The sequence below is a fragment of the bacterium SCSIO 12741 genome, from assembly GCA_024398055.1.
Lineage (GTDB): Bacteria > Bacteroidota > Bacteroidia > Flavobacteriales_G > Salibacteraceae > SCSIO-12741.
In genome coordinates this window covers 2298337-2315003 of record CP073749.1, presented here as the reverse complement: position 1 = coordinate 2315003, position 16667 = coordinate 2298337, and the positions used below count along the sequence as shown (strand labels likewise).

The window sequence follows — 16667 nt, the reverse complement described above, 5'->3', positions numbered from 1 at the left end:
TCTAAAAAGATTAAAAATTTAGAGTTTATCCTTAAGATTTAAAATTCTCCTAGTCTTTAAGAACTCCTCTTCCAACTACGATTTTCTGAACTTCGGAAGTTCCTTCGTAGATCTGAGTAATCTTCGCATCACGCATCAAACGCTCAACGTGGTATTCTTTAACGTATCCGTATCCACCGTGAACCTGAACAGCTTCTACCGTTACTTCCATTGCAACTTGTGAAGCGAACAACTTAGCCATTGCACTGGCGTGTCCGTAAGGAAGGCCTTGATCTTTCATCCAAGCGGCACGGTAAACCAACAAACGAGCGGCTTCAATAGAAGTAGCCATATCAGCCAACTTAAATTGAATGGCTTGGTGCTTTCCAATTTCTTTTCCGAAAGCTTTTCTTTCCTTGGCATAGGCAGTAGCCAATTCAAAAGCACCTTGTGCAATTCCCAAAGCTTGGGCAGCGATTCCAATACGACCACCTTCCAAGGTTTTCATAGCGAATTTGAATCCAAATCCATCTTCACCAATTCTATTCTCTTTAGGAACCTTTACGTCGTTAAACAACAAGGTATGCGTATCGGAAGCACGGATTCCCATTTTGTTTTCCTTGGCTCCCACTACAAAACCTTCCATTCCTTTTTCAACGATGAAGGCATTGATACCGTGGTGACCTTTATCAGCATCTGTTTGGGCAATTACCAAGTAAGTAGATGCAGAGTTTCCGTTTGTAATCCAGTTTTTAGTTCCATTCAACAGGTAGTAATCTCCCATGTCGATGGCGGTAGTACGCTGTGAAGTAGCATCAGATCCAGCTTCTGGCTCAGAAAGACAGAACGCACCGATTTTTTCACCTCGTGCAATTGGCGCCAGGTACTTTTGCTTTTGCTCTTCCGTTCCATACTGCTCAAGGCCGTAGTTCACCAAAGAGTTACATACAGACACACAAACAGAAGAAGAGGCATCCATTTTAGAAAATTCCTCCATCGCAATTGCGTAAGAAAGAGCGTCCATTCCGCCCCCACCATATTGGGGATCGACCATCATTCCCAAAAATCCAAGCTCGCCTAACTGACGGATTTGCTCGGCTGGGAATTCCATTTTCTCGTCTCTCTCAATCACTCCGGGAGCCAAAACATTTTGGGTAAAATCTCTGGCTGCTTCTCTAACCGCTAATTGCTCTTCTGTTAATTGAAAATCCATACCTTGAAGTCTATTTTTTTCGAGGCGCAAAGGTATCTTTTTGTCGCGATAAATTACTATCCTTGTCGCAGTTAATGCCTACTTCCAGCAAATCCAAGATTGTTTTGGGCATGATGTCCGGAACCTCCCTGGACGGGTTAGATCTTGCCCTGGTCCAAATTGATAACGATCCTTCAAAATCTTCCTTTCAGCTCTTATCCTGCCAAACCATTCCCTACCCGGAATACTGGTTGACACAACTGCGGCAAATGGAGCAATACAATGGGGAAAAACTCTGGCAATATCACAAGGAGTTTGGTCGATATCTTGGACAACAAGCACAGGCTTTTTTAGGCAATCGGTCCGTTGACTTAATCGCGTCCCATGGGCATACGTTGTTTCACCGACCCGACCTGGGGTATACGTTTCAAGCCGGCTGTGGTCAAGAAATAGCTCGAATAACCGGCATGCAAACCGTTGCCGATTTTAGGAGTAAGGATGTATCACTTGGCGGACAAGGGGCTCCATTGGTTCCCATCGGCGATCGAGATCTATTTTCTTCCTATGAGGCCTGCCTTAATCTCGGAGGATTTGCCAATATTGGTTTTTCAAGAAAGGGGCAACGCTTGGCTTTCGACATTTGTCCGGCCAATTATGTACTTAACCACTATGCCCGAAAACTGGGCCTACCTTATGACAAATCGGGAGAAATTGCCCGGCGACATTCGGTCAATGAAGCTCTGCTTGACCAGTTAGAATCATTACCCTACTATACCAGCGCTCCTCCCAAATCGCTCGGCAGAGAATGGGTTGAAAAATGGATTTTTCCGCTCATCGATTCCTTCGACCTAAAACCTGAAGAGGCCATTGCCACCATGACCCAGCACATTTTTCGGCAACTCAAGCGGGTGGCAGAAGCGTACGAATTAGATTCCATTCTGGTCACAGGAGGCGGTGCCTACAACAGCTATTTATTGGAGCTATTAAACCAATCATCTCCTGGAAAATGGACTCTTCCGGAGGCTCAAATCATTGAATTTAAGGAAGCCATCATCTTTGCCTATTTGGGTTGGTTAAGGCTTCATAATCAAGCAAATTGCTTAAGTGACGTAACCGGTGCAAAACGGGACAATTCGGGTGGAGTCATCTTCGATCCTTAATACCGTGGAAAAATCATGGAAATAGCTCACCAATCAAGGTAGAAATGGTTGTCATTTTTTTACATTTGCCCGAAATTTTAAGACCATGAAAGATCTTCTCGATAAATTCGAAAACAAAACTCCTGAGATTGTTTTTGAATGGCATGATGCCGAAACCGAAGCCAAAGGATGGGTTGTAATCAATTCTTTGCGTGGTGGAGCAGCGGGTGGTGGAACTCGTATGCGTGTTGGACTGGACAAACGTGAAGTAGAATCACTTGCCAAAACGATGGAAGTGAAATTCACTGTAGCCGGACCTGCTATTGGTGGTGCCAAATCGGGAATCAACTTTGATCCGAACGATCCGAGAAAAGAAGGTGTGCTTAGAAGATGGTACAAAGCCGTAACTCCTTTGCTCAAGCATTACTACGGAACCGGTGGAGACCTTAACGTGGACGAAATTCACGAAGTTATTCCCATTACCGAAGATTGCGGAATCTGGCACCCACAAGAAGGGGTTTTCAATGGACACTTCCAGCCTACTGAACCTCAAAAAATTAACCGCATCGGACAATTGCGTCGCGGTGTGTTGAAAGAAATTGAAGATAATTATTTCTCTCCTGAGCCAAGCCGCAAGTATTGCGTAGCTGATATGATTACTGGATTTGGTGTAGCTGAATCGGTAAGACACTACTACGATATCTGGGGTGGATCTTTGGAAGGAAAAAGAGTAATCGTTCAAGGATGGGGAAATGTAGGTTCTGCAGGAGCTTATTTCCTTAGCCAGAATGGCGCCAAAGTTGTCGGAATCATCGATCGTCCCGGTGGATTGATCAAGGAAGACGGATTTAGTGCAGAAGAAATCCGTCAGCTTTTCCTGGATAAAGACGGAAACAAGCTGGCCGCTGAAAACATGCTTTCTTTTGATGAAGTAAACGCCAAGATTTGGGATTTGAAAGCCGAGGTTTTCATTCCTTGTGCCGCTTCTCGTTTGATTACTCGTGATCAAGTAGATCGCATGAAAGCTTCCGGAATGGAAGTTATTGCTGCTGGTGCCAACGTACCCTTTGCAGATCCAGAAATCTTCTTCGGTCCGATTGCAGATTACACGGACAACCACATTTCCATTATTCCTGACTTTATTTCCAACTGTGGAATGGCTCGGGTTTTTGGTTACTTAATGAGTAACGATCACGTGGACATGTCGGATAAGGGAATTTTTGATGATACGTCCAACATCATCCGTAAGGCTTTGGAAGACGTTTATGCCAAAAGTGAGAACAAAACCAACATTGCTAAGACTGCTTTTGAAATCGCATTGACTCAATTAGTTTAAAAGAATAGAACAAGCTCCTTATGGAAATATTAATGGTCGTCATCTTTGTGTTGGGCTATCTCGCTATAGCCATGGAACACCCATTGAAAATAGATAAAGCGGCCACGGCAATGGTGACCGGTGTACTTTGTTGGACCATCTACATCGTAAGTGGTCCTACCATCGTGGATCCGGCCAACGTTCCTGATGGAGACTTCTATCATTACATTGTTCATGATCACCACCATAAGGCAGGGCTACTCTACCATTTGAGTGAGATCGCTTCCATCCTCTTCTTCCTCTTAGGAGCAATGACGGTAGTGGAATTGATCGATGCTTATGAAGGTTTTGCCGTAGTTACCAAACGGATTAAAACAACGAAGAAGGTCACCCTGATGTGGACCTTGTGTATTGTTGCTTTCTTTTTCTCCGCTGTACTGGATAACCTTACCACGGCCATTGTGATGGCTGCCCTGCTCAAAAAGCTAATACGTAACCGAAGGGTGATGTGGCTGTTTGCGGGTATGATCATTATCTCGGCCAATGCCGGTGGTGCCTGGTCTCCTATCGGTGACGTAACCACCATCATGCTTTGGATCGGTGGTCAGGTAACGGCTATGAACATTATTGTTGGTGTGTTTACACCGAGTTTGGTTTGTATGCTGGTTCCATTAATCATCCTTACCTTCCGTTTGAAAGGAGATGTGATGAGGCCCATGGAACCGGAGAATAAAGAAGAACATCTACACGTGAAGATTGAGGATTGGGAGAGAAACCTGGTATTCAGTTTAGGAGTAGGTGCATTGTTGTTTGTTCCCCTTTTTAAAACCTTGACGCACCTTCCTCCATTCATGGGAATTTTGATGGGTCTTGGTTTCCTTTGGATGGTTACCGCAGTACTCAACAGAAACAAACCTAAGTATAGCTTGAACGAAACTACCGTTGAAGGTGTTTTGACCAAAATTGATACCCCCAGTGTATTGTTCTTCCTTGGTATTCTATTGGCTGTAGCGAGTCTTCAGTCTGCCGGACAATTGGGACAGCTGGCCGTTTGGTTGGATGAAACAGTGGGGAATATCTACGTGATCAACATCGTGATTGGAGTTCTTTCTTCCATCGTGGACAACGTGCCATTGGTAGCCGCGGCAAGCGGTATGTATCCGATTGCGGCTACAGGTGACTTTGCTCAAGATGGTGCCTTCTGGGAATTTTTGGCCTACTGTGCCGGTACCGGAGGAAGCTGTTTGATTATCGGGTCTGCAGCTGGTGTAGCTATTATGGGGATTTTGAAAATTGACTTCCTGTGGTACATCAAGAAAATCTCCCTACTTGCCCTAGTTGGTTACCTGTGTGGAGCTGCAACCTACCTCTTGATTAACTAAATGCCTGAAGTGCCTTAGAGCACTATCAACAGAACCTTGTGAGTATTAAATACTCCGCCCCTTATGGGTGGGGGTTCATTCCGAACATCTTTGTTTATCGCATTGAGCTTTAAAACAAAGACAAATCATGATATACACCTTATTGCAGCAGGTATCCATGGGTGCTGATGCCGCAGCATCCGATTCACTTGCCACAGAGGCTCCAACTGAAGGAACAATTTCAATTTTGGAATTAATTGCCAATGGGGGCTGGTACATAATGGGACCTCTCGGCATTTTGTCCGTAGTGGCGGTTTATATCTTCATCGAACGGTTTTTAGCCATTCAAAAATCCCAGAAACTCAATCCTACTTTCATGAATCAAATGAAAGATTTCATCTACGATGGAAAAATGGATGCAGCCCGGGATCTCTGTAAAAAGAATCAAACTCCCTTTTCCCGTATGTTGTTCAAAGGTGTTAACCGCATCGGAAAGCCCTTGAATGAGATCAGTGCATCCATCGAAAATGCTGGAAAACTGGAGGTCTACAACCTCGAAAAATCACTTTCAACTCTGGCTACCATTGCTGGTGCTGCACCCATGATTGGATTTTTGGGTACAGTTATTGGAATGATCAACACATTCCATGAAATGTATGCAGCTGGAAACGCTGTGGAAATTTCAAATTTGGCCGGAGGTATCATGCAGGCCATGGTAACTACAGCCGCTGGATTGGTGATCGGAATTATTGCTTACGTTGGGTATAACCTGCTCGTTGCCAAGGTGGACAAAGTGGTTCACAAAATGGAGGCTACCTCCATCGAGTTCATCGACATGTTGCAAGACCCAGTGAAATAAAACGGATTATAACGAGTTAACAAACTATGGCCATTCGCTCCAGAAATAAAGTCAGTGTAGCCTTCTCGATGTCGTCGATGACCGATATCGTATTCTTGCTGCTCATCTTTTTCATCATCGTGTCCACCATGGTTACTCCTAATGCCTTGAAGGTTTTGTTGCCTAAGAGTGCATCTAAGGCTACCTCGCCGAAAACCGTTGCCGTGGCTATCTCTGAGGACAATAAGTTTTACGTCAACAACCAGCTGGTTTCTCCAGAAAATCTGGAAAGTAAAATAGTAAGCGAAATGGGTCAGGCTGAGAAAAAGGGAATCATTCTTAGCGGAGATCAACGCTCTACTTTGGAATATGCGGTAAAAGTGATGGACATTGCCAACCGTCACCACTACGAATTTATATTAGCCACCCGAGCCAAGTAATGAACATTCCGGTAGACATAAAAAGTAGAAGACGAGGACTGATCGGTACGATCATTATTCACCTTATTCTGCTCATTTTGTTTGCCATTTATGGACTTACTCATCCCATCCCCCTACCTTCTGTAGGTATTCCGGTAAACTTCGGGACCACAGATATGGGAAGTGGCGATGAAAATCCTCAAAATGCGGGAGAACCGGTACCGGTAGAAACCGAAACCATGGAACCTGAACAAGCTACATCAGCTCCCGAGCCTACTCCTACAGAGGTAGCTGAAGAGCCAGTCATTACTCAAGATCAGGTTGAGACTCTGACCACTCCTCAGCAGGAAGAAGAAACGACTACTCAACCTACCGAAACCACTGAACCACCGGAAGAGGTGACCGAACCGGTTGAAGAACCAAAACCTCAAATCAGTGACAATCTATCGCAGGCACTCAATCGCATGAAAACCCAACAAGGTGAAGGTTCTGAAGGCCCCGATGATCATGTACCTGGTAATGCAGGCGAACCTGATGGCGACGATGGGCCTAACTACCACGGAACCCCTGGAGATGGCGATCAAGATGGTGATGGAGGGAACGGAAATTACTCCTTAGGAAACCGCCTGGCGCTGGTCAAGGAAAAGCCCGAGTACGAATGCGACGAATACGGAATCGTTGTAATGACCGTGAAAGTTGATCGTACGGGTACCACTGTGGATGCGAAGGTTCGCCCCAAAGGATCCACCAACCTGGCCGATTGCCTGGTAAGAAAAGCCAAAGAAGCCGCCTTACAAACCCGCTGGCAAGCGGATGATAGCGCCCCCGAATACCAAATCGGAACGGTGACTTATAATTTCAGCATCGAGCGATAATTTACCCTTCTCTTTTTTGTGAATGCTTTTATTTTGCGTCAAATGCAAAGCATGACCTACGAGCAAACGCTGGAATACCTGTTTCAACAATTACCCATGTATCAACGGGTGGGAAAAGCGGCCTACAAAGCAGATCTTAAGACCACTGAAGACCTAATGGAGGTTTTAAATCATCCCTACCGCGACTTTCCAAGTATTCATTTGGCTGGAACCAATGGTAAGGGAAGTACGGCCCACATGCTGGCTTCGATGCTTCAGGAAGAAGGATACCGGGTGGGATTATACACCTCCCCGCACTTAAAGGACTTTAGAGAACGGATCAAGATCAATGGGGAGATGATCCCCCAAGATAAAGTGGTGCATTTTGTTGAGCTGAATCGGAAATCTTTTGAAGCGCTTCAACTCTCCTTTTTCGAATGGACGGTAGGTCTTGCATTCTCCTACTTTAAAGATGAAAAGGTGGATATTGCCGTCATAGAAACCGGTATGGGCGGACGCCTGGACTCCACGAATGTTATTACTCCATTGGTTTCCATTATCACCAATATTGGACTGGATCATACCCGGTTTTTGGGTGATACCATTGAAAAAATTGCGGCAGAAAAAGCAGGGATCATAAAGGCCGAAATACCCGTTGTATTGGGAAAAATGAACGAGCAGGCCCAAAAGGTCATCCGCTCCCGAGCAGAAGAATTGAACAGTGCCTGCATCGATTCCAGTGAGAGAGACCTACCGACTTATCCCTCCGATTTATTGGGGAGCTACCAGCAAGAAAATCAAAAAACGGCTTTAGCAGCTATCTCCCTATTAGGCCAGACCGGCTTTCCAGTTTCTAAAGACGGTATTGAGCAAGGCTTGAGAAGGGTATCCCAAAATACCGGGTTGATGGGGCGATGGCAGAAGCTTTCCGAAGCCCCGCTAACGATCTGCGACACTGCCCATAACACGCATGGACTGATTCCGGTAATGGATCAGGTAAGCCGATTGGATGTTAAGACCAAACATTTTGTCATCGGAATGGTTGATGACAAGAATGTAGAAGACGCCCTCGGACTTTTTCCAAAAGATGCTCAGTACTACTTCTGTCAACCTTCTATTCCGAGAGCTTTGAACGAAAAAATCCTGGTAGAAAAGGCCCATCAATTAGGCCTAAATGGAAATAGCTGGGGTTCGGTCAAAAATGCCTGGAAGGCAGCCCAGGAAGCCGCCCAGTCTGAGGATCTGATTTACATCGGAGGAAGCACCTTTGTTGTAGCAGAGGTCGTCGAATAATCAAAATATAGGCACTATTCTTTGCTTGCTAACCTAATTTTTGGATATTGCACTTATCTTTCAATAGGGGAAGGTTAAACGACAGTTGTCTTCATTCTGAAGACAAACTATGATATGAACCAGGACGGAGAAAACGGTAACCAGCAATTTGACGTGGCCATTATTGGATCCGGCGTCAGTGGATTAATGTCTGCTGCTATTTTGAGCAAGGCTGGCTATTCGGTTTGTGTGCTTGAGATGGAATCGCGAATCGGGGGTTACCTGGCTGGTTTTCGGCGCAAAGACTTTCGTTTTGACACAGCCATCCACTGGTTAAATCAAACCGGTCCTGAGGGCATGGTCACCAAAATGTTCGAATTCTTAGGAAGTGACTACCCACAAACCGTTCCCCAAAAACGCATTCGTCGATTCAAGGGTGAGTCCTTTGACTACCTGCTCACGAATCATCCGGATGATCTTAAGAAAGAATGGATCCAAAAATACCCGCACGAGAAAAAGGGGATCGAGAAGTTTTTTAAAGCCGCCCGAAAGATTGCTCACTCGTTTGACAATTACTCCAACATGTTCCGTTCCGAGGAAACGATGACTGTTTTGGAAAAGGGGCGCCACAAATTGCAACTACTAAAATTTGCCACTCCCTTCCTTCGGTACATTGGATACACGGGTGAAGCAGGTTTAAAAAAAGGACTTAATCGCTTCTTCAAGGAACCAGAATTACATGCCATCTTTTGTTCTGAGCCTGATTTACTATCGGTTTTGGTCCCCATAGCTTGGGCGTACATTGGCGATTTCCAGAGCCCACCTAAGGGTGGAAGCCAGGTGATTCCAGAATGGCTACATCACATTATTGAACACTTTGACGGAACGGTGCTCACCCGAGCCAAGGTGCAGGATATCATTCTTGAAGACGACCGTTGTAAAGGTCTCCGGGTGGTTCACAAGAAAAAACCATTGGAAATCAGAAGCGATTACGTAATTGCCTGCTGTGATGTGGAAACCTTGTACGAAAAGATGCTGCCGACGCATTCTGTCCCCGAACTCAAAAAGAAAAAACTCAAAGATGCCAAGCTTTATAGCTCCTCGGTAACCATATCGTTGGCGCTGGATTGTACGGCCGAGGAATTAGGTTTCAACGAAGAACTGATCTTTCTTTCCCGCGACGACATTTCCCGGGAAGAACAAAGCAACGGTAGTCCTGAAACGAGTGGAATCAGTATTCTGGCCCCCACCTTTCGAGACAAATCTTTGGCCCCTGAAGGCATGGGCACCCTCACGCTTTATGTACCAGCCTTTATGCACCAGGACAACTTCTGGCACACGGAAAAGGATGAAGAGGGCAATATCGTTCGTGGAGAAGCCTACAAAAAATTCAAATCCGACTACGCCGATACCATTATCGATCGCGTAGAATCAACGTTGGCACCAGGATTACGAGAGCACATCACCTACATCGACGTTGCCACCCCCGTTACCCATTGGCGCTATACCGGAAATCGAGATGGAACCATGATGGGAGCTCGAACTGGCCGGGAAAACATGCAAGCCAAAATTGCCCACTACCAAACTCCCGTGGAAGGCCTCGTATTGGGCGGACATTGGGCCGAACTGGGAGGTGGCGTACCCATTGCCGTTAAATCTGCTGCCAACGCGTCTTTATTGGTGCTTCGCAAAAAAAATCCCAAAGCCTTCCGATTACTAGCCGATTATATGGATGGAAAAATATCTTTGAAGCGCATTTTGAGTTCTGAAGCGTTCAAAGACTACGACAATTCCTGGGTAGCGAAACCCACTCCTGCCGATTCTAAAAAGACCCTTCAAACGGCTCCAAAAGCTAACATATAATTAACACCCGCATACCTGTATGCCGGGCGTGTTCTGATAATTTTGCGCAAAATTTAACCGCATGGAATATGGTTTTTTAAACCTGCTCAATTTGATCGGTTCCCTAGGCCTCTTTATCTACGGAATGAAGGTCATGAGCGAGGGTATCCAAAAAGCAGCAGGTAATCGATTGAAAAGCATTTTGGGATCGATGACCAAAAACCGCTACTTAGGGGTATTCTCCGGGTTACTCATCACTACTTTGGTTCAATCTTCTTCGGCTACCACTGTAATGACGGTAAGCTTTGTGAATGCCGGGCTACTGTCCCTCATTCAATCGGCAGGTATCATCATGGGAGCAAATGTGGGAACCACCGTTACAGCGTGGCTGGTAACCTACTTCGGATTTAAGTTTGACATTGTAGACATTACCCTACCTATCATCGCCATCGGCTTGCCCATGTTGTTTATTCAAAAGGGCAATTGGCGTTTTTGGGCTGAGTTTTTTATCGGATTTGCCCTCCTGTTTTATGGACTCGATTTGCTCAAAAGTTCGGTTCCCGACGTGGAAAGCAATGCCGGTATGCTTGAGTTCTTGCAAGGGTTTACTAACTGGGGTTATGGTTCTTACTTGTTCTTTATTCTGATTGGAACCCTGATTACCATTATTGTTCAATCCTCGAGTGCCTCGATGACGATTACTTTGATTCTTTTGGCTGAAGGGTGGATCAATTTTGAGATTGCTGCGGCATTGGTACTCGGTGAGAATATTGGTACGACGATCACCGCCTGGATCGCTTCCTTGGTTGGAAATGTTCATGCTAAGCGAGCGGCTCGGATTCACTCGATGTTCAACATCATTGGTGTCGTTTGGATCCTCGTTTTGTTCCCCTTCTTCCTGGAAGCGGTGAACTATGTTACGATGACCTTGTTTGACTTGAATAGCCCTCTTACCAACTATTCTTCAGAAGAGTTAGCTGCCTTCACACCTGAACAGCTTAAAGCAAGAAAAGACTCCGTTACTTTCGGATTATCGACCTTCCACACTCTGTTTAATTTGGTGAACGTTCTCTTGCTGATTGGTTTTGCCCAAAAATTGGTTGACATCGCCGTGAGAATGGTTAAGCCTAAGGACACAGATGACGAAAAATACTCGCTTGAATACATTAGTGGGGGTATGACTTCATCGGTTGAGCTTTCTTTAATGGAAGCCCAAAAGGAGATCTCCAACTATGGCCGATTGGTTCGTAAGATGATGGGATTCTTAAGCGCCATTGTAACCGAGAAAGATCCAAAGTCCATTAAGCACAACCTACAGCGCATTGAGAAATACGAGCAGATCACTGACAACATTGAATTGGAAGTATCTGATTACCTGATTCAGGTTGCCAAAAATGAATTGACCGAACAAACCTCAGCTCGGATTCAATCCATGCTCAGCATTATCAACGATATCGAACGTCAGGGAGACATTATTTACCAAATGTCTAAAACCATGGAGCGTAAGATGGAGAGCAAGGTATGGTTCACGCCTAAGCAGCGAGACAGCATCAACGCCATGTTCGACAAGGTGGATGAGGCCCTGGAGTGCATGAACAAAAACCTGGATGGCCCCTACGAAGAAGCTGATTTGGAAGAGGCTGTTAAGATTGAGAAGGAACTGGATCAAATGAGAAACAAATACCGGAAGTCACACCTGAAGAGCATTGAGAAGGGTGACTACAACATTCGGGCGGGACTCATTTTTGTGGATCTAATTTCAACCGCTGAAAAGCTTGGTGATCATGTTATCAATGTAAGCGAGGCGACCAAAGGGCAAAACCTGGAATAACCCTTCAATAAGGGATTACATTCTAAGAAATAAAGTAAAGAACGGCTCGAAGAAATTCAGCCGTTTTTTTTATTGGGGAAACCCAAGCAAGGTCTGAGAAATAATGGTGTTGCTTTCGTTAAGGGCCCGATCCTTGATTTTTACTTCTAAGCGAAAAGTATCAAAGCCAAAATAAGAAGCTCCCATGTCCAATTCAATGACTGCTTCGTACAAATCAGAACGACTGTTGTTGTCCACCACAGGAACCCGGTAGTAATAGTTCAACTCTTCACGAATCTCTTCCACACCAATTACCCGGCCCGAATCGTCCAAAATATCTACGTAACGGATATCCTGAAAAATGTGCACGGTATCGTTCCATTTGCCATTTTGAAATCCTCGAATATCCACAAAGGCGTTGTACTTAAATTCCCCAGCAGTATCTGCCTGAGTCAACCCAATATCACCATCGCAATCACGGGTATTGATCTTGACAATGGTATTGGTAGTAGAACGCTCAATCTCTTTAAAGGAAATCGACGGGATAGGATCCTCGCAAGTTTCCTTTTGACAGGAAAGCAGACCAAGTGCCAAAACGAAAAGAGCTATGTTTCTACGATTAAACATGGTGTAGCAAATGTACGGATCATTTTAAATCCATTTCCAACCAATTGCTGAACGGAAAAATTAATTGAATATTGAATCCGATGGCCACCAAATGGCTTTTCATTTTTGAAACTTCGATTGGCCCTTCTTGTCATCTGGGCGATAAAAATTTGAGGCTGTAATATTCAATCTAATCCGTTACATTTGTTCAAAGCGTCGCGATGAAAAACTGGCTTTATATTCTGTTAGTAGTACTGATGAGTTCGTGCATCTTCGGTAGTGCCTTGCCTGAGGGAGAAGAATACAAGTTTGAAGTAGGCGAAATCGTTTATTACAAGACCAACCATCAACCCATGCTTATTGATAAGCGGATTTACAAAAAAGGGGAAAAACGGTATAAGGTTGTTTTCAAAAACGAAAGCGGTGAGTTACTGCACAATGAGGTCACCGAAGACGAAGTCATGGCCGACACCCCGATAAACCGCGCACGTATTTAATCAATTTACCATTCATGTCCCTGGATTTTCTGGACATTCGATCTCCTCAGGATTTTGAGGAGCAAGCCCTTTCCCTTTATCACAAACAGGTTCAATCCAATGCTGTATATGGTGAATTTAAGGACCGCTTGATGGGCAATCGTCCGGTTCAGCGATTAGAAGACATTCCCTATTTACCAGTTTCCTTTTTCAAATCTCATTCACTTAAAACGGGAGAGTTTGAACCGGAAGCAGTATTTACCAGTTCCTCCACCACCGGACAAACTCCTTCCCGACATGAGGTGAGAAGTTTGAAACTCTACGAAGAAACTTTCTTTAGAGCCTTTGAGCAATTCTACGGACGAGTGGAAGATTGGACCGTTTTGGCCTTACTTCCCTCCTATTTAGAGCGCCAAGGATCATCCCTGGTCTACATGGCCGAAAAACTCATTGAGCGAAGCCAGGCCCACGAGAGTGGGTTCTATCTGTACAACCACGAGGAACTTTATCAAACGCTTTCTCAATTGGAAGGAGAGGGTCGGAAAACCCTTCTACTTGGGGTCACCTTTGGCCTGCTTGATTTTGCGGAAAAATTCTCGCTCAACTTCAAGCATACCGTCATTATGGAGACAGGAGGCATGAAGGGAAAACGCAAGGAGTTGATCCGGCAAGAAGTTCATGAATTACTTCAGCAAAGTTTTGGATCCTCACCCATCCATTCGGAATATGGAATGACAGAATTGATGTCTCAAGCGTATTCAGATGGAAATGGAATTTACCGTACCCCACCCTGGATGAAAATCAGCGTTCGAAGCAGTACGGATCCACTAAGTCTCCTTCCCAAAGGTAAATCGGGTGGAATCAATATCATTGACCTCGCCAATCAAGATAGTTGTGCCTTTCTGTCCACACAGGATTTGGGTCGCATTCTTCCAGACGACAACTTCGCCATTCTCGGGCGATTTGATAACAGTGATGTAAGAGGATGTAACCTAATGGTCGTTTAGTCGACCTTGATCAGATAAAAGTTTTTCTTCCCTTTTTGTAGCAGCAGGTATTTATCCTTCACCAGGTCCTCAACTGTTACAATCCGGTCTTCCTTAACCTTGTTGCGATTCAGACTCACGGAGTTTTCTTTCAAAGCTCTACGTGCCTCTCCATTTGACTTTAGAAATCCTGTTTTACCAGCCAGCAAGTCAATCATTCCTGCACCTTCTTCAATCAAAGAACGCTCAACACTTGCATGTGGAACACCGTCAAAAATATCGAGAATATCCTCTTCGCTCATCTTGTTCAAGACCTCAGAATCGCCTTTTCCAAACAACAAGTTGCTGGCCTGAATGGCCAACTCACAATCTTCCGGAGAATGAGCTCGTGATGTAATGTCCTTGGCCAATTCCTTTTGCAACAAACGGGCATGAGGAGCCTGGTTGTGCTCTTCAATGAGAGCCACAATTTCTTCTTTGGACTTCAAGGTGAATATCTTGATGTACTTCTTCGCATCCTCATCCGAAGCATTCAACCAGTACTGGTAGAATTTGTAGGCGCTGGTTCGGTTAATATCCAACCAAACATTGCCACCTTCAGTCTTTCCAAATTTGGTTCCATCTGCCTTGGTAATTAAGGGAGTGGTAGCTGCGTAAGCCTCGCCGCCGCCCATTCGACGGATCAGTTCAGTTCCGGTAACAATGTTTCCCCATTGATCGGATCCACCCAATTGAATTTTGCAATTCTTGTTCTTATTGAGCCAGTAAAAGTCAAATCCCTGAACGAGTTGGTAGGAGAATTCCGTGAATGAAATTCCAGTTTCCATTCGGGTTTTCACCGAGTCCTTGGCCATCATGTAGTTCACCGTAATGTGTTTACCCACATCGCGAATAAACTCAAGGAAGGACATGTTTCCAAACCAGTCGTAGTTGTTTACAATCTCTGCCGCATTTTCTCCTTCAAAGTCCAAAAACTTCTCCAACTGGGCCTTTACTCCAGCTACGTTGTGATCAATTTGTTCTTTGGTCAACAGGTTACGCTCCTTGGATTTTCCAGAAGGATCGCCCACCATACCAGTAGCACCACCCACCAAAGCGACAGGTTTGTGACCAGCACGCTGAAAATGGACCAAAATCATAATCTGAACCAAGCTACCGATGTGCAAACTATCGGCCGTAGGATCAAAACCAATATACCCGGATACCGATTCTTTATTCAGTGCATCCTCCGTTCCTGGCATCATATCGTGGATCATTCCACGCCATCTCAACTCTTCAATAAAATTCATGGTCCTTTTTGTTGGGCGGCAAAGATAATAGGTTGTTTGGATGGATTGAGAAAATTACTCGCCAACTCCTGGCTAATCATTCTTGGGATGAAAGACTCAATAGCAAGATTAGATCCTGGACGGAGTGACCGTTTTCAAAACTATGGGTAACCGATTCCTGAATAAAGAAACCATGCTTTTGGTAAAATCGAATCGCTCCGTGGTTGTTTTCATTGACCACCACCCGGATTTGACTCAGGTGTTTTTCCCTTACCTCCTGAAAAGTCAAATTCATCGCCTCTTTCCCTAAGCCCAGCCTTCTGTGGTCAGGCAAAAAATAGAGCTTACTCAAATGAGCCAGTTTCGCTTCAAATTGAATACCCAAGTAGCCAATGGCCTTTTCCTTATCCATCCATAAGTAATAGACAAAATCGGATTGAATCTGCCTTTTGATAGCCTCAAAAGATTGAAAGGTTACTAAAAAATACTCAATGTGATCTTGGTGCACATAAGGGCTGTAAGTGGGATAATAAATTTCCCGAGCAAGCCTTTCAACATGCCGAATATGTTCTTCAGTATGAACCCTGACTGGATGAACCATCAGGATTGAAAATTAGGAAAAAAGGCCTTGTAATTCTTGGGGAAGCTCCATTTCCTGAAGGCTATCTACCCATTCTCGATGATCCCAATGCCAAGGTTCGGTGTTCGCTAAATTTACCCATCCTACTTCCAGGCTTTCATGAGATGCCTTGAGCTCGCCGCTCACAATCTCGCAATGAAACAACAGGTGGTAGGAAGTAACAATACTCCGCTGATCTGGCGTACGGCTGATTACCTTCAGAAGACGCTTTACCTTCACCTCCAGTCCCGTTTCTTCGCGAACCTCGCGAACGACATTATCTTCGGCCGAAGCGCCTACATCCGCCCAGCCACCGGGAAGGCCCCAAAGTTTATCATCTACCCTTCTTTCCATAAGGATAGCTCCCTGATCATTTACAATCAATGCATTTACCCCAACTTTTGGGGTTAGGTACCCTTGCTGGTCTGGTGATTCAAGATCAATGTCTTTAAGCTCGGGAATTTGCTTGTAAAATTCCTCGGTAATTTCTTTGATCTGACCGTACCGTGAACTGTTGTAACCATCCACGGAAAATCGCAATCCGTTATTCGCCAGATGCAGCAGCTGTTCCAGTTTTTGCAAAGTTTCTCTTTGCCCCATCAACTCCAGATTAATACGTGCAACTGAATTAATATCTCTCCGATTCAAATGTACAGGAAAGACGAGCAAAGGCTTTGCTCCTTCGACCAAC

16 protein-coding genes are annotated in these 16667 nt (G+C 44.9%); 11 read left to right on the top strand and 5 right to left on the bottom strand.

Annotated elements, in window-relative coordinates:
* Nucleotides 1–49: 49 nt before the first annotated feature.
* Nucleotides 50–1192: an acyl-CoA dehydrogenase gene (locus KFE98_09760; GenBank protein UTW64404.1), complete on the bottom strand. Its 1143-nt coding sequence runs from the start codon at nt 1190–1192 to the stop codon at nt 50–52.
* A 62-nt stretch (nt 1193–1254) separates the two neighbouring features.
* Here KFE98_09760 and KFE98_09755 point away from each other — a divergent pair, with 62 nt between their 5' ends.
* From KFE98_09755 to KFE98_09715, 9 genes are all read left to right on the top strand, one after another.
* Complete coding sequence (locus tag KFE98_09755) at nt 1255–2331, top strand: anhydro-N-acetylmuramic acid kinase (GenBank protein UTW64403.1); 1077 nt, start codon at nt 1255–1257, stop codon at nt 2329–2331.
* 85 nt (nt 2332–2416) lie between these two features.
* Nucleotides 2417–3646, top strand: a complete 1230-nt coding sequence (locus tag KFE98_09750; GenBank protein UTW64402.1) for a Glu/Leu/Phe/Val dehydrogenase — start codon at nt 2417–2419, stop codon at nt 3644–3646.
* Nucleotides 3647–3666: 20 nt separating this feature from the next.
* A complete protein-coding gene (gene nhaD, locus KFE98_09745) occupies nt 3667–5007 on the top strand; it encodes a sodium:proton antiporter NhaD (protein UTW64401.1) in 1341 nt (446 codons plus the stop codon).
* 127 nt (nt 5008–5134) lie between these two features.
* Nucleotides 5135–5845, top strand: coding sequence for a MotA/TolQ/ExbB proton channel family protein (locus tag KFE98_09740; GenBank protein ID UTW64400.1), 711 nt, complete (start codon nt 5135–5137; stop codon nt 5843–5845).
* Nucleotides 5846–5871: 26 nt separating this feature from the next.
* Nucleotides 5872–6264 carry a biopolymer transporter ExbD gene (locus KFE98_09735; protein UTW64399.1) on the top strand — a complete coding sequence of 131 codons (393 nt, stop codon included), beginning with the start codon at nt 5872–5874 and terminating at the stop codon, nt 6262–6264.
* Complete coding sequence (locus KFE98_09730) at nt 6264–7118, top strand: energy transducer TonB (protein ID UTW64398.1); 855 nt, start codon at nt 6264–6266, stop codon at nt 7116–7118. Before KFE98_09735 ends, KFE98_09730 begins: the two co-directional genes overlap by 1 nt.
* Nucleotides 7119–7169: 51 nt before the next feature.
* On the top strand, nt 7170–8390 hold the full coding sequence (locus KFE98_09725; GenBank protein UTW64397.1) for a bifunctional folylpolyglutamate synthase/dihydrofolate synthase: 1221 nt from the start codon (nt 7170–7172) through the stop codon (nt 8388–8390).
* Between the two features lie 114 nt (nt 8391–8504).
* Nucleotides 8505–10232 carry an NAD(P)/FAD-dependent oxidoreductase gene (locus KFE98_09720; GenBank protein UTW64396.1) on the top strand — a complete coding sequence of 576 codons (1728 nt, stop codon included), beginning with the start codon at nt 8505–8507 and terminating at the stop codon, nt 10230–10232.
* Between the two features lie 61 nt (nt 10233–10293).
* Nucleotides 10294–12042 (top strand): Na/Pi cotransporter family protein, encoded by a 1749-nt coding sequence (locus KFE98_09715; protein ID UTW64395.1) that lies wholly within the window; start codon nt 10294–10296, stop codon nt 12040–12042.
* A gap of 69 nt (nt 12043–12111) precedes the next feature.
* Here KFE98_09715 and KFE98_09710 read toward each other — a convergent pair whose 3' ends face one another.
* Nucleotides 12112–12648, bottom strand: a complete 537-nt coding sequence (locus KFE98_09710; GenBank protein UTW64394.1) for a hypothetical protein — start codon at nt 12646–12648, stop codon at nt 12112–12114.
* Nucleotides 12649–12848: 200 nt separating this feature from the next.
* Here KFE98_09710 and KFE98_09705 point away from each other — a divergent pair, with 200 nt between their 5' ends.
* A complete protein-coding gene (locus KFE98_09705) occupies nt 12849–13124 on the top strand; it encodes a hypothetical protein (GenBank protein ID UTW64393.1) in 276 nt (91 codons plus the stop codon).
* A gap of 14 nt (nt 13125–13138) precedes the next feature.
* Entirely contained in the window at nt 13139–14110 is a 972-nt protein-coding gene (locus KFE98_09700) for an acyl transferase (protein ID UTW64392.1), read from the top strand.
* Here KFE98_09700 and KFE98_09695 read toward each other — a convergent pair.
* From KFE98_09695 to KFE98_09685, 3 genes are all read right to left on the bottom strand, one after another.
* Nucleotides 14107–15378 (bottom strand): tyrosine--tRNA ligase, encoded by a 1272-nt coding sequence (locus tag KFE98_09695; GenBank protein ID UTW64391.1) that lies wholly within the window; start codon nt 15376–15378, stop codon nt 14107–14109. The genes KFE98_09700 and KFE98_09695 overlap by 4 nt on opposite strands.
* Nucleotides 15379–15454: 76 nt before the next feature.
* A complete protein-coding gene (locus KFE98_09690) occupies nt 15455–15958 on the bottom strand; it encodes a GNAT family N-acetyltransferase (GenBank protein ID UTW64390.1) in 504 nt (167 codons plus the stop codon).
* 12 nt (nt 15959–15970) lie between these two features.
* A complete protein-coding gene (locus KFE98_09685) occupies nt 15971–16576 on the bottom strand; it encodes an NUDIX hydrolase N-terminal domain-containing protein (protein UTW64389.1) in 606 nt (201 codons plus the stop codon).
* Nucleotides 16577–16667 lie beyond the last annotated feature (91 nt).